Origin of the sequence: Corallococcus sp. AB030 (assembly GCF_003668965.1) — a bacterium.
GTDB classification, from domain to species: domain Bacteria; phylum Myxococcota; class Myxococcia; order Myxococcales; family Myxococcaceae; genus Corallococcus; species Corallococcus exiguus.
Window position 1 is genome coordinate 1 of sequence record NZ_RAWQ01000246.1, and the last position, 13847, is coordinate 13847.

The 13847-nt window shown below is 68.5% G+C and carries 10 protein-coding genes; 5 read left to right on the top strand and 5 right to left on the bottom strand.

Annotated features, from left to right (window positions below; genetic code table 11):
- Positions 1-9: 9 nt before the first annotated feature.
- The 3 genes from D7Y15_RS37930 to D7Y15_RS37940 are packed head-to-tail and all read left to right on the top strand — an operon-like array spanning position 10 to position 7072.
- Positions 10-1620, top strand: a complete 1611-nt coding sequence (locus tag D7Y15_RS37930; protein WP_120580259.1) for a lactate racemase domain-containing protein — start codon at positions 10-12, stop codon at positions 1618-1620.
- 17 nt (positions 1621-1637) lie between these two features.
- Positions 1638-6047: an AMP-binding protein gene (locus D7Y15_RS37935; protein ID WP_121755618.1), complete on the top strand. Its 4410-nt coding sequence runs from the start codon at positions 1638-1640 to the stop codon at positions 6045-6047.
- The gene (locus D7Y15_RS37940; protein WP_121755619.1) at positions 6044-7072 is read left to right on the top strand and encodes an NAD-dependent epimerase/dehydratase family protein; all 1029 of its coding nucleotides are present in this window, start codon (positions 6044-6046) and stop codon (positions 7070-7072) included. Before D7Y15_RS37935 ends, D7Y15_RS37940 begins: the two co-directional genes overlap by 4 nt.
- Positions 7073-7099: 27 nt before the next feature.
- Here the strand turns inward: D7Y15_RS37940 and D7Y15_RS37945 are convergent, their stop codons facing one another.
- Positions 7100-7276: a hypothetical protein gene (locus tag D7Y15_RS37945; protein ID WP_233597381.1), complete on the bottom strand. Its 177-nt coding sequence runs from the start codon at positions 7274-7276 to the stop codon at positions 7100-7102.
- A gap of 5 nt (positions 7277-7281) precedes the next feature.
- The gene (locus D7Y15_RS37950; protein WP_120580255.1) at positions 7282-8163 is read right to left on the bottom strand and encodes a GGDEF domain-containing protein; all 882 of its coding nucleotides are present in this window, start codon (positions 8161-8163) and stop codon (positions 7282-7284) included.
- Between the two features lie 207 nt (positions 8164-8370).
- On the opposite strand from D7Y15_RS37950, the gene glgC reads away from it, so the two are divergent.
- A complete protein-coding gene (glgC, locus tag D7Y15_RS37955; protein ID WP_120580254.1) occupies positions 8371-9600 on the top strand; it encodes a glucose-1-phosphate adenylyltransferase in 1230 nt (409 codons plus the stop codon).
- A gap of 72 nt (positions 9601-9672) precedes the next feature.
- On the opposite strand, the gene D7Y15_RS37960 is transcribed toward glgC, so the two are convergent.
- Positions 9673-10128, bottom strand: coding sequence for a hypothetical protein (locus D7Y15_RS37960; protein ID WP_121755620.1), 456 nt, complete (start codon positions 10126-10128; stop codon positions 9673-9675).
- 10 nt (positions 10129-10138) lie between these two features.
- On the bottom strand, positions 10139-11302 hold the full coding sequence (gene add, locus D7Y15_RS37965) for an adenosine deaminase (RefSeq protein WP_120580252.1): 1164 nt from the start codon (positions 11300-11302) through the stop codon (positions 10139-10141).
- Between the two features lie 83 nt (positions 11303-11385).
- On the opposite strand from add, the gene D7Y15_RS37970 reads away from it, so the two are divergent.
- A complete protein-coding gene (locus D7Y15_RS37970; protein WP_233605247.1) occupies positions 11386-12456 on the top strand; it encodes a PQQ-binding-like beta-propeller repeat protein in 1071 nt (356 codons plus the stop codon).
- Between the two features lie 4 nt (positions 12457-12460).
- On the opposite strand, the gene D7Y15_RS37975 is transcribed toward D7Y15_RS37970, so the two are convergent.
- Positions 12461-13723: an MFS transporter gene (locus tag D7Y15_RS37975; RefSeq protein ID WP_120580260.1), complete on the bottom strand. Its 1263-nt coding sequence runs from the start codon at positions 13721-13723 to the stop codon at positions 12461-12463.
- Between the last annotated feature and the right edge of the window lie 124 nt (positions 13724-13847).

Genomic DNA, 13847 nt, shown 5'->3' on the forward strand with positions numbered 1-13847 from the left:
CCTTCATCCATGCGCCCGCTCAAGACGCTCCAGAAGCTGTACGACGAGGAAAGCCAGGTGGTCATCACGGAGAAGGGCAGCCCCCCCCGGGCGCTCTTCTACGGTGAGGGCTTCCTCCAGGAAGACCTGCCCGTGGGCACCCGGGTCATCTTCCCCCGCCCCCCGCTGGAGGGCGTGCCCAACGTGAAGGCCGCCATCCGCTGGGCCATCAACCACCCGGAGGGCATGGACCCGCTGCACGCGCTGCTCAAGCCCGGCATGCGGCTGACGTGCGTCATCGACGACATCAGCGTCCCGCTGCCGCCCATGGTCACGCCGGACGTGCGCCAGTCCATCCTGGAGGTGGTGCTGGAGCTGTGCGCGGACAGTGGCGTGGATGACGTGCACCTGGTCATCGCCAACGCGCTGCACCGCCGGATGACCGAAGGCGAGATGAAGCGCATGGTGGGCGAGAAGATCTTCGACGCCTACTACCCGGACCGCTACTACAACCACGACGCGGAAGACCCGGACGGCATCACGGAGCTGGAGCGCACCAGCCACAATGAAGTGGTGGCGGTGAACCGCCGCGTGGCGGAGAGCGACCTCATCGTCTACGTGAACATCAACTTCGTGCCCATGAACGGCGGGCACAAGTCCATGGGCACGGGCGTGACGAACTACGCGTCGCTCCGGCACCACCACAACCCGAAGACCATCCGCGACTCCGACAGCTACATGGAGCCGAAGGCGAGCGCGCTCTACACGAAGAACTCGCGCATCGGCACGGTCATCGACCAGACGCTGAAGGTCTTCCACATCGAGACCACGCTGAACAACCGCATGTTCGGCGCGCCCACGGACTTCCTGGCGAAGAAGGAAGAGGACTACACGGAAGCGGACCGGCTGAAGTTCCAGGCCCTGCGCTTCACGCTGTCCAAGCTGCCCCGCGCGGCGGCGCGCAAGGTGCTCAACGCCATCCCCGCGCCCTATGACGTGACGGGCGTGTTCGCGGGGGCCACGGAGCCCACGCACCAGAAGACGCTGGAGCAGAGCTGGAAGCAGTACGTGGTGCCGGTGGAGGGGCAGAGCGACATCGTCATCTTCCCCATCCCGTTCGTCAGCCCCTACAGCGTCAACTCCGTCCTCAACCCGCTGCTCGTGCAGGTGATGGGGCTGGGGTACTTCTACAACCTCAACCGGGGCGTGCCGCTGGTGAAGAAGGGGGGCGTGCTCATCCTCCTGCACCCGGCCTACGACGAGTTCGACCCCGTGCAGCACCCCAGCTACATCGAGTTCTTCCACCGGCTGCTGCCGGAGACGCGGGACTCCATGAAGCTGGAGCACAAGTACGAGAAGGAGTTCGCGGAGAACCCCAGCTACGTGCACCTGTACCGCAAGGGCAACGCCTACCACGGCGTGCACCCCTTCTACATGTGGTACTGGGGCGAGAATGGCCGCCAGCACGTAGGCAAGGTCATCGTCGCGGGCGCGGAGAACAACCACGTCCCGGCCCTGCTCGGCTGGGATCGCACCGACACCCTCTCCGAGGCGATTGAAGAGGCGCGCGGCTTCATGGGGCGCTCCGCGTCCATCAGCCTGCTGCGCATCGCGCCCACGGTGATGGTGGACGTGAAGTGAAAGGGTCGCACACGGACATGGCCACGCCCTCCGAGCTGAACGTCACCGAGGTCTTCACCGGCAAGCGCATCGTCTTCGTCGGCACCACCGGCTTCGTGGGCAAGGTGACGCTGTCGATGTTGCTGGCCCACTACGGCGACGTGCTGGACCGGGTCTACGTCATCGTGCGCAAGGGCAGCGCCGCGTCCGCGGAGCGCCGCTTCTTCGACAAGGTGGCGCCCAGCGAGCCCTTCCAGCCGCTGCGCGACCGCCTGGGCGACGAAGGCGCCATGGCGTTCATCCAGAAGAAGTGCACCATCCTGGATGGCGACATCACCGACCCCTTCGTGGGCCTGGAGGAGGCGCAGGTCGACGCGCTCACCGGACAGGTGCACGCCATCGTCAACTGCGCGGGCCTGGTCTCCTTCAATCCGTCCCTGGAGGTGGGCCTCAACGTCAACACCCACGGCGTGAAGAACGCGGTGGCGCTGGCGCTGCGCTGGTCCGTGCCGCTCATCCACATGTCCACCGCGTTCGTCGTGGGCAACCGCAGCGGGCTCGTGTTCGAGGACGAGCAGGTGCTGAACTACTTCCCCAAGCAGGGGGAGATGGACGGGCGCGACTTCAGCCTGGAGCAGGAGCTGTCGGACGCGGACAAAATCGTGGCCCGCCTGCGCGAACAGGCGGATGACAAGGCGCTCACCTCCCTCTTCCGGCAGAAGGCGCTGGACCGCCTGGAGGAGGAGGGCCGCGACGCCACCGACGAAAAGACGCTGCGCCTGGCCGTGGGCCGCGAGCGCAAGCTGTGGCTGTCCGGCGAGCTGGTCCGCGCGGGCATGGAGCGCGCGCAGCACTGGGGCTGGCCCAACACGTACACGTACGCCAAGCACCTGGGCGAACAGGTGATGGCGGGGACGCCGGGGCTTCGCTACTCCATCGTGCGCCCCTCCATCGTGGAGAGCGCGGCGCACTTCCCCTTCCCCGGCTGGAACGAAGGCTTCACCACGTCCGCGCCGCTGGCGTACGCGGGCATCAAGGGCCAGCGCGGCATCCCCGCGGGTGACCACGCCATCCTGGACATCATCCCGGTGGACCAGGTGGCCGGCGCCACGCTGGGCATCACCGCGCACGCGATGCAGGTGGAGGAGCGCCGCGTCTACAACCTGGCGTCCGGTGACGTGAACCCGTTCCTCGCCAGCCGCTCCGTGGAGCTGGTGGGTCTGTACCGCCGCCGCTACTACCGCAACCGTGAGACGGGCAACTCGCTGGTCAACTCGCTGCGCTCGCGCATCGAGCCGCAGCCCGTGAGCAAGCAGGAGTTCCAGCTGCTCAGCGCGCCCATGCTGGCGAAGGGCGCGAAGCTGCTGAAGAAGGCCATGGACGAGGTGCGGCCCGCGTGGGGCGCGCCCCGCGTGCAGGCGATGATGGACAAGGCCCGCGTCGCGCTGGACGAGGTGGAATCCCAGGCGGGCAGCCTCGGCGGCCTCATCGAACTGTTCCTCCCCTTCCTCTGGGAGAACCGCTACGTCTTCCGCTGCGACAACACGCGCTCCGTCTACGAGCGCATGGTGCCGGCGGACCGCGCGAAGATTGACTGGGCGCCGGACCGCATCGACTGGCGCGAGTACTTCCTGGGCACGCACCTGCCCGGCTTGGAGAAGTGGGTGTTCCCGGGCCTGGACGAGGAGCGCGAGAAGCGCACCGCCATCCCCGCGCACCGCGACCTGCTGGAGCTCTTCGAAGCCACCGTGCACGCGTACCGCCACCGGGTGGCGTTCCGCATGGCAGCGGGAGAGAAGGAAGAGCGCTTCACCTTCGGCGAGGTGCACCGCTACGCGGCCCGCGTGGGCAGCTACCTGATGGCCCAGGGCATCAAGCGCGGCGACCGCGTCCTCCTGGTGTCGGAGAACCGGCCGGAGTGGGCCATCAGCTACTTCGGCATCCTGCGCGCTGGCGGCACCGCCGTGCCGGTGGACCCCTCGCTCACCGAAGCGGAGGTGGTCAACATCGCGAAGCGCGCGGCGGCGAAGCAGTGCCTCGTGTCCGAGCAGACCGCGGAGGACTTCCCCGGCCTCTTCACCGCGCTGGGTGAGGGCGTGGGCGTGGCCAGCCTCGCGGAGGCCATGACGGGTGACCCGGCGTTCCCGGACCGCATTGGCCCGGTGAGGAAGTCCGCCGCCGCGGACGACGTGGCGAGCGTCATCTTCACCTCCGGCACCACCGGCACGCCCAAGGGCGTGATGCTCACGCACCGCAACTTCGCGGCGCTGGTGGCGAAACTGGCGGGCGCGTTCGACGTGGGCGTGGGTGACGGCGTGCTGTCCGTGCTGCCCCTGCACCACACCTTCGAGTTCTCCGCCGGCTTCCTCACGCCGTTCATGCGCGGCGCGGAAATCACGTACATCGACGAGCTCACGTCGGACCGGCTGGGCGACGTCTTCGAGACGGGCCGCGTGACGGCGATGATTGGCGTGCCCGCGCTCTGGCAGCTCTTGCACCGCAAGATTACGCAGGAGATGGCCGCGCGCCCGCCGCTGGTGGAGCAGGCGCTCAAGGCGCTGATGGCGGCCAACGGGGAGCTGCGCAACCGCAGCTCGCTCAACCTGGGCAAGCTGCTGTTCTGGCCGGTGCACCGCAAGTTCGGCGGACGGGTGAAGGTCCTGGTGTCCGGCGGCTCCGCGCTGTCGGAAGAAGTGCACCAGGCCTTCCACGAGCTGGGCTTCACCATGCGCGAGGGCTACGGCCTCACGGAGGCCGCGCCGGTGCTGGCGGTGTCCGAGGCCACCAACAAGCGCGTGAAGGGCACGGTGGGCAAGGCGCTGCCGGGCATCGAGTTCAAGATTCAGAACCCGGACAACGACGGCATTGGCGAGGTGCTGGCCAAGGGCCCGAACGTGATGGCGGGCTACTTCGGGGACCGCGAGGCCACCGAGGCCGTGGTGAAGGAAGGCTGGCTGCACACCGGCGACCTGGGCCGCATGGACGACGAGGGCCGCCTGTACCTCATGGGCCGCGCCAAGGACGTCATCGTCGACGCCAACGGCAAGAACGTCTACCCGGACGAGCTGGAGGAGCTGTACCAGGAGCACGAGCACATCAAGGAGATGTCCATCGTCGGCCTGCCGGATGACGCCGGCGGCGAGAAGGTGGCGTGCCTGTGCGTGCCGGACTTCAAGGACCGCCCGCGTGAAGAGGTCCGCCACGAGCTGGAGGAGCACTTCCGCAAGGTGAGCGCGGGCATGCCCTTCTACCGGCGCGTGAAGGTGCTGCGCTTCTGGGACGGCGAGCTGCCGCGCACGTCCACCCGCAAGGTGAAGCGCAAGCGCGTGGTGGAGGAACTGCAGCGGCTGGACCGCGTGGCCGCCAGCGCGGGCCGCGTGAAGGAGAAGGCGCAGGCAGCGCCCACCACCGGCGGCGTGTCGGACTGGCTCTTCCCGCTCATCGCGGAGGTATGCCACCGCCCGGCGTCGGACGTGCGGCCGGACTCGCAGCTCATTGGCGACCTGGGCTTCGACTCGCTGATGCTCACGGAGATGTCCGTGGCGCTGGAGGGCGCGGGCGTGCCGCTGCCCGCCATTGAAGACCTGACGCAGGTGCAGACGGTGGAGGACCTGCGCAAGCTGGTGGTGGCCTCCGGACGCCGGCCCTCGCAGGAGACGCGGGCGCGCGACATCAAGAAGGAAGCCGAGCGCGCGGAGGAAGCGGAGATTCCGGTGCCGGAGTCGGTGTCCGCGCTGGGCCGGCAGCTCTTGTCCTTCGGGCAGAAGGTGCTCTACGGCGGCGTCTTCGACGTGAAGGTGACGGGCAAGACGTTCATCCCGCAGAACCGCAACTTCCTCGTCATCGCCAACCACGCCAGCCACCTGGACGCGGGCCTGGTGCGCGTGGTGCTGGGCGGCCAGGGCGAGCGGCTGGTGTCGCTGGCCGCGCGCGACTACTTCTTCGACACGCCGCTCAAGCGCGCGTGGTTCGAGAACTTCACCCACCTCATCCCCATCGACCGGCAGGGCAGCCTGCGTGAGTCGCTGCGCGTGGCGGGCGAGGCGCTGCGGCAGGGCTTCAACGTCCTCATCTTCCCGGAGGGCACGCGCTCCAAGACGGGCGAGCTGATGGAGTTCAAGCCGACGCTGGGCTACCTGTCGCTCACCTACGGGGTGGACGTGCTGCCGCTGTACATCCACGGCGCGTACGAAGCGCTGCCCAAGGGCTCCATGTTCCCGAAGACGAAGGAGCTGGAGGTGCACGTGGGCCCGGCGCTGGAGTACGCGTCGCTGAAGGCCCGGGCGCAGGGCATGGCGCGCTCGGAGGGCTACCGCTACGTGACGCACATCGCGGAGGAAGCGGTGCGCTCGCTGAGGGCGGGCAAGGTGCTGGACCTGGAGCAGGTGGGCGCGGACCGGGACTTCACCCCGCCCGCCCGGGCCCTGCCGGAAGGGAAGGACGCGTGAAGCTGCTCGTCACCGGAGGCACGGGATTCCTGGGCACGCACCTGGTGCCCAAGCTGGTTGCCGCGGGCCACGACGTGCGCCTCATCGCGCGCTCGAAGCCGTCAGGCCCCGCGTTCGCGAAGACCGAAGTCCAGCAGGGCGACCTCAAGGACCGGGACGCCGTGCGCCGCGCGCTGGAGGGCGTGGACGCCGTCTACCACCTGGCGGGGCTCGTCTCCTTCCAGAGCAAGGACGCGCGGCGGATGTACGAGCTGCACGTGGACTGCACGCGCGAGCTGCTACGCGACGTGCGCGAAGCAGGCATCCAGCGCGTCATCCTGGGCTCCACCTCCGGCACCATCGCGGTGTCGAAGGATGACCGCGTGGGCACGGAGGACGACGACTACCCCATCACCACCGTCGCCAACTGGCCCTACTACCTGTCCAAGATTTACGAAGAGAAGCTGGCGCTGGAGTACTGCCGCAAGCACTCCGTCCCGCTGGTGGTGCTCAACCCCAGCCTGCTGATGGGGCCCGGGGATGACCGCCTGTCCTCCACCTGGACGGTGGTGAAGTTCCTCAACCGGGAGATTCCGGCCATGCCCGGCGGCGGCATCTCCTTCGTGGACGCGCGCGACGCGGCGGACGCCTTCGTGCAGGCGCTCACCCGGGGCGAGGTGTACGGCCGCCACCTGATGGGCGTGAACATGGCCATGCCGGACTTCTTCGACCGGCTCCAGCGCCTCACCGGCGTGCCCGCCCCGCGCATGAAGCTGCCGCGCGAGGTGAACATCTGGGGCGGCAAGCTGCTGGAGCAGTTCGCGAAGCTGCGAGGCACCGTGTCCAAGCTCGACCCGCAGGAGGTCGAGATTGGCGAGCACTTCTTCTACCTGGAGCCCGCCAAGGCCGAGCGCGAGCTGGGCTTCAAGGCGCGCGACGTCCACGAGACGCTGCTGGACACCGTCCAGTACCTCTACGGGAAGATGCCGCCCGGCAGCCTGCCCGGCACCCGCGGCCGGCTGGCCGAGTCGCGCGAAGGCACCTGACGTTCCAGGAAGAAAGCGCGGCGGGCCCTACGGGTTCGCCGCGCCGCCGTGCACCCGGCCGCCGCTCACGCGCTCCACGAGCCGGGCGGCGTTCGGGTCCTTGTCCTTCTGGTGCCACACCCAGGCGGCGCCCAGGAAGGCCACTCCCAACAGGACGAGGATGAGCCGGGCCAGGAAGGACGGGCCTGAGCCTTCGTCCGCCATGGCCTTCAGCCCACCACGCGGTTACGGCCGGACTTCTTGGCCTTGTAGAGGTTCGCGTCCGCCACCTTGATGAACTGGGACGGCTCCGACATCTCCGAGGCGACTTCCGCCACGCCCAGGGAGATGGTGACGGGGATTTCCTTGTCCTCGAAGACGAAGCGCTTGTCCTCCACCAGCTTGCGGATCTTCTCCGCGAACAGGCGCGCCTTGTCCGGACCGTCCTCCGGCATCACCACGGCGAACTCCTCGCCGCCGTAGCGCGCGAAGCACTGCTCGCGCCGGACGAGCTTCTTGATGGACTGCGCCAGCTCCCGCAGCACGTAGTCGCCGGCCAGGTGACCGTGCACGTCGTTGATCTGCTTGAAGTGGTCGATGTCGAACATGAACATCGACAGCGTGCGCTGGTACCGGTGCGAGCGGCCCATCTCCCGCTCCAGGTACTCCAGGAAGTAGCGCTTGTTGTTGATGCCGGTGAGACCGTCCGCGATGGTCAGCGTGTAGATGGTCTCGTGGTACTGGGTCTCGATGTTGTCGCCGTCGAGGAACTTGAAGATGGAGCCTCCCACCTTCACCAGGTCCCCGCTGCGCAACGGCTGCGCCTGGAGCACTTCCCGGTCGTTGAGGTAGGTGCCGTTGGTGGACTGGAGGTCCTCCACGAACATCTTCCCCTGCCGGCCCCAGATGCGCGCGTGGCGGCGGGACACGTTGTCCAGGTCCACCACGATGTGGTTGTGCTGGTCGCGACCGATGGTGAACTCGGTCTCTTCCAGCACGTACTTCTTGCCCAGCTCAGGGCCGTGGATCTGCACGAGGCAGCACTCAGCGCCGCGCTCGGGTCCCGGGGTGAGGCTGGAGATCTTGGTGACTCGCGTTTGGTCGCCAGACATCGCCTGGCCACGCTAGCACGCAAGGTCCGGGGAAGCCACGCAAGCCAAGAGGACGTACGGGGTTGCGCCCCTCCTCCTACATGCCGCGAAACCGAGAGGTCGCTTTCCTCCCATCCGCCCCGCCCGGTTGGGCACTCAACGGAAAAGCTTGCACCGGCCGCACGGCCATTGTGGGCCAGCGGCCGGGGGCTAACGTGGCCGGCACCTATGTCAAAGCTGCTGGCCATGATTCTTGCGGGAGGCGCTGGCACGCGCCTGGAGCCCCTGACCCGGGAGCGCGCGAAGCCCGCGGTTCCGTTCGGTGGGCGCTACCGCATCATCGACTTCGTCCTGTCGAACTTCGCCAACTCCGGCGTGTACCGGATGAAGGTGCTGACCCAGTACAAGAGCGACTCGCTCAACAACCACCTGTCGCGCGCGTGGCGCATGACGGCGTTCCTGGGTCACTACGTGGAGGCGGTGCCCGCGCAGATGCGCACCGGCGTGGACTGGTACAAGGGCAGCGCGGACGCCATCTACCAGAACCTCAACATCATCACGGACGAGGAGCCGGACCACATCTTCGTCTTCGGCGCGGACCACGTGTACCGGATGGACACGCGCAAGATGCTGGACTTCCACATCGAGCGGAAGGCGGCGTGCACGGTGGCCGCGATCCCGGTGCCCATCGAGCAGGGGCACGAGTTCGGCATCATCGACGTGGGGCCGGACGGGCGGATGCTCCAGTTCCTGGAGAAGCCCAAGAACCCGCCGCCCATGCCGGGCAACCCGAAGATGTGCCTGGCCTCCATGGGCAACTACCTCTTCACCACGGACACGCTGGTGAAGCAGGTGGTGCGCGACGCGGCGGACGAGAAGAGCGCGCACGACTTCGGCAAGTCCATCATCAGCCAGCTGTACAAGCACGAGCCCGTGTACGTGTACGACTTCGCCCAGAACACGGTGGCCGGCCAGGAGGACAAGGAGCGCGGCTACTGGCGGGACGTGGGGAACATCGACGTGTACTACCAGTCCAACATGGACCTGGTGGAGGTGGACCCGACCTTCAACCTGTACAACGACCGCTGGCCCATCCACACGCAGCCCAACAACTACCCGCCGGCGAAGTTCGTCTTCGCGGACCGGGAGAACAAGCGCGTGGGCACCGCCACGGATTCTCTGGTGGCGGAGGGCTGCATCATCTCCGGCGGCCACGTGCACCGCTCCGTGCTGTCGCCGAAGGTGCGGGTGAACTCGTATTCGGAGGTGGAGGACTCCATCCTCTTCGAGAACGTCACCATCGGACGCCGCTGCCGCATCAAGCGGGCCATCATCGACAAGAACGTGGAGATTCCGCCCGGGATGACCATTGGCTACGACCCGGTGGAGGACAAGCGCCGCTTCCACGTCACGTCCGGCGGCGTCGTCGTCATCCCCAAGGGGATGAAGGTCACCTGACCGTCAGCCAGGTGCCTTCCAGCAGCGGGCGCTCCCGGAATCACGTCCGGGGCGCCCGCTTTGCTTTTCGCTTCAGTGGAACGCGGCCTTCACGTCCGGCCGGTTGAGCACGATGAGCGACCAGATGCCCGGCACGAGCGACAGGCAGGAGCACGGGCCGCAGCACGGGATGCAGCAGAGGATGGCGGCCGTCATGGCCCAGCCGTAGCTCTGCAGGTTCTTCATCTTCCAGCCGCCGAAGGCCACCAGCCCGTTGAGCACCAGCCCGGGCGCGGTGGTCACGACGCGTCCCATGGGCGACAGCATCCACGTGACGATGTCCTTCCACTGCTGGGGCATGTCCGGGTTGTCGAAGAAGTTCTCCAGCTGCGCCGAGCTCGTCGGCGTCACCATGCTCACCAGCAAGTACAGGAAGGTGAGGCCCGCCATCACCAGCATCAGGATGGCGGGGACGGACAGGTCCTGGGCGGCCTTCGCGCGCGAGGGGTTGAAGTCCGGCGCGGGCGGGATGTCGTGGGTCTCGTCCATGACGTGGGGCTCAGGCCGGCTGGCGCATGGCCGCGACGGGGCGCTTCTCGAAGGCGGCCAGCGTGGTGGCGATCTCCTGGTTCACCTGCCGCAGCATGTCCTGCTTCTCCCGGAACGGCAGGAAGGAGCTCTTGAAGCCGGACACGATGATGGTGGTGAGGTCCTCCAGCGACAGGCCCAGCTCGCGGTGGGCCAGCCACAGCTCCTTCGTCACGGTGGTGTCGGTGATGAGGCGGTTGTCCGTGTTGATGGTCACCCGCAGGCCGTAGTCGAAATAGAACTTGAGCGGGTGGGACTCCAGCGAGGACACCGCGCCCGTCTGGACGTTGGAGGACGGGCAGACCTCCATGGGGATGCGGTGGTCGTTGACGTAGTTGAGCAGGTCCCCGTCCTCGCGCAGCCGGGTGCCGTGGCCGATGCGGTGCGCGCCCAGCGAGTGGATGGCCTGGGAGATGGACTCCGGACCGAAGGCCTCACCCGCGTGCGCGGTGCAGTTGACGTTGTTCTTGAGGATGAGGCGGAAGGCGTCCAGGTGGTCCTTGGCGGGGAAGCTGGCCTCCGCGCCCGCCAGGTCGAAGCCCACGACGCCGCGGTTCTTGTACGCCACGGACAGCTCCGCCAGGCGCATGGACGTCTGCGGGTTGATGTGGCGGATGCCGCAGACGATGACGGCGCACTTGATGCCCGTCTCCTTCTTCGCGGCGCGCAGGCCCTCCAGCACGGAGTCGATGACGGTGGTCATCTTCAGGCCCTTCTGCAGGTGCAGCGCGGGCGAATAGCGCACCTCCAGCCAGCGCACGTTCTCCGCGGCGGCGTCCACGGCCAGCTCGTAGGCGGCGCGGTAGAGGGACTCGGCCGTCTGGAGGACGGAGAGCGTCACGTCGAACGCGACGAGGTACTCCTCCAGGCTCTTGCACACCTGGCCCATGTGGATGGCCTTGGCCAGGCCGTCCTCGGTGTCGGCCATGAGCTTGATCTTCTGCTGCTCGGCCAGCTCCAGGATGGTCTTCAGCCGCATGGACCCGTCCAGGTGGCAGTGCAGGTCCGTCTTGGGGAGCGCGTGGAGCAGCTCCTCCGTCACCGCCAGCGTGGGGGGCGGGATGATGTCCGTACGCCGGGCGGATGAAGGGATGCCGGTGGCGTTGGGGGTTTCGTCTTCACGAATCGTGGGCATGGTCGAAGTTCCTCGCTTGCGTCATCCTCCCCCAAACCATGCCGTCCCGCGCCTGTCCACGCCTGCCCCTGCTGACCTGCCTGATGTTGACGCTGGCCGTCATGGCGTGCCAGCGGGCGCCGGTGGAACCGGCCTTCCAGTACTCCAGCAATGCGTCCTCGCGGACGGGGCTCACGGCCCTTTCGGACGGGGTGCTCCTGGGCAACGAAGCGGGCACGGTGGTGCGCCTGGACCGCGAGGGCCGGCCGGTGTGGACCGCCCGGCTGGGCCGCGAGGTGGCGGTGGCCCCCGCCCTGGCCGGCGAGAGCGTCGTCGTGGGGACGGTGGTGGGCGAGGTGGCCTGCCTGTCGCTCGAGGACGGCAAGGAGCGCTGGCGCCTGGGAGGCGAGCCGCCCGTGCTGACACCGCCCGTGGTGGACGACGCGGGACACACCGTCTACCTGGTGGCGCCCGATGGCGCGGTGCGCGCCCTGGCGGTGGACTCCGGGCAGGAGCGCTGGAAGCAGCCGGCGCCCAAGGCCCCCACGCCCGCGTCGGCGGAATCCTTGGAGCCACAGCCATCCGTGGCCCCGGGGCTCCGGGCGGCGCCGGTGCTGGTGGCGGACGTGCTGGTGGTGCCGCTCGGCTCGGGGCTGTGGGCGCTGGACGCCCGGAGCGGTGTGCCGCGCTGGTCGCTGCCGGTGACGGACGTGGTGGGGCTGGATTCGGAGCGCGACACGGTGTTCGTGGCCACGCGGCCGGGCCGGGTGCTGGCGCTGTCGGTGAAGAACGGGAGCACGCGCTGGGAGCAGCGCTTCTCGGACGGGGTGACGGGGCCGCCCGCGCGGGCGCTGGGCGCGCTGTGGGTGGGCGCGGGCCCGTCGTCACTGGTGGGGCTGTCCACCTCGGAGGGCCGGGAGGTGGCGCGGGTGGTGCTGCCCTCACCGCTGGTGGGCCGGGTGCAGGTGGGGCTGGAGGACCTGCTGCTGGTGCCCACGTCCGGCCACGAGGGGAACCTGGTCGCGCTCAAGGCGCCGGGCTGGACGCCTGCGTTCACCGTGCGGGCGGACACGCCGCTGCGCACGCGGCCGGTGGTGCGCGGGCCGCTGGTGTTCGTGCTGGGGCTGGACGGCCGCGTGCTGGCGTGGCGGCTGCGGGTGCCGCCGCCCGCCTGAGGACTCAGGCGCCGGAGCCGGTGGGGACGTCCACTTTCGCGTCGCTCACGGACTCCACGTAGTCCAGGTCGCGGTGGAAGGTCTCCGCCAGCCGCGCCAGGGCGACGAGCGCCAGGACGAAGCACACCGCGCCCACGGCCAGCGCCGCGTGCGCCACGCCCAGGGAGCCCTTGAGCTGACCGAAGGCGGTGGCGGCAATCACCGCGGAGCCGCGCACGAAGTTGGGCACGGACGTCGCCACGGTGGCGCGGATGTTGGTGCCGAACTGCTCGGCCGCCATGGTGATGAGCACCGCCCAGTAGCCCACGCTCAGGCCAATGAGGAAGGTCAGCGCGTAGATGAGCGTCGGGGTGAGGCCCGGCATGAGCCCGTACACGAGCACCAGCGCGAACCAGACGCACAGGCTGAAGCCCACGGCGCGCTTGCGGCTCTGGAGCCACTGGCTCAGCAGGCCGGACATCAGGTCTCCCAGCGTCAGGCCCACGCTGCCGAAGAGGATGGCGTCGCCGGCGGTCACCGTGCCCTGCACGTTGAGGCCCGCCGTCAGCTCCGGGGCGAAGACGAAGAGGATGCCGGTGGTGAAGTAGATGGGCACGCCCACGAGGATGCAGCCCAGATACTTGGAGAAGCGTCCGCCCGTGATGAGCAGGAGCGGGTTCCCCTTCGCGGGGCCGGCCTTCTGGGTGAAGAGGGCGGACTCGGACACCTTGAAGCGCGCGAAGAGGAGCAGCAGGCCCAGCACGCCGCCCGTCACGTAGGCCGCCTTCCAGTGCAGGTGCTGCCCGACGAGCGCCGCGACGACGATGCCCAGCATGCCCAGCGTGGCGACGACGGTGGTGCCCAGGCCGCGCTTCTCCTTGGGCAGGGACTCGGCGACCAGCGTGATGGCCGCGCCCAGCTCGCCCGCGAGCCCCAGTCCTCCGAGGAAGCGGCACGCGGCGTAGCTGTTCACGTCCCAGACGAAGGGGTTGAGCAGGTTGGCCACCGAGTACAGGAGGATGGAGCCGAACATCACGGACAGCCGGCCCCGCTTGTCCCCGAGCAGGCCCCAGAAGAGGCCGCCCACCATCATCCCCGCCATCTGCGCGTTGTAGATGAACAGCCCCTTCTGGAAGATGTCGGAAGGGTCCGTGAGGCCCAGGTCCTTCAGCGACGCGACGCGCACCACGCCGAAGAGCGTGATGTCGAAGAGGTCCACGAAGTAGCCGAGCCCCGCCACGAGGACGGTGAGGTTCAGGACCGAGCGCAGTTCCCGGAGACGGTTCATGGCGCGCAACCCTACCGCTTCTGGCCCGGGCGGGAAGGAGGACTCCGCGCCTCCAGCGCCTGCCACTTCGCCAAACACAGACATCCACCACCGCGCCTGCCCACCCCGTGAGTCCGGGAGGATG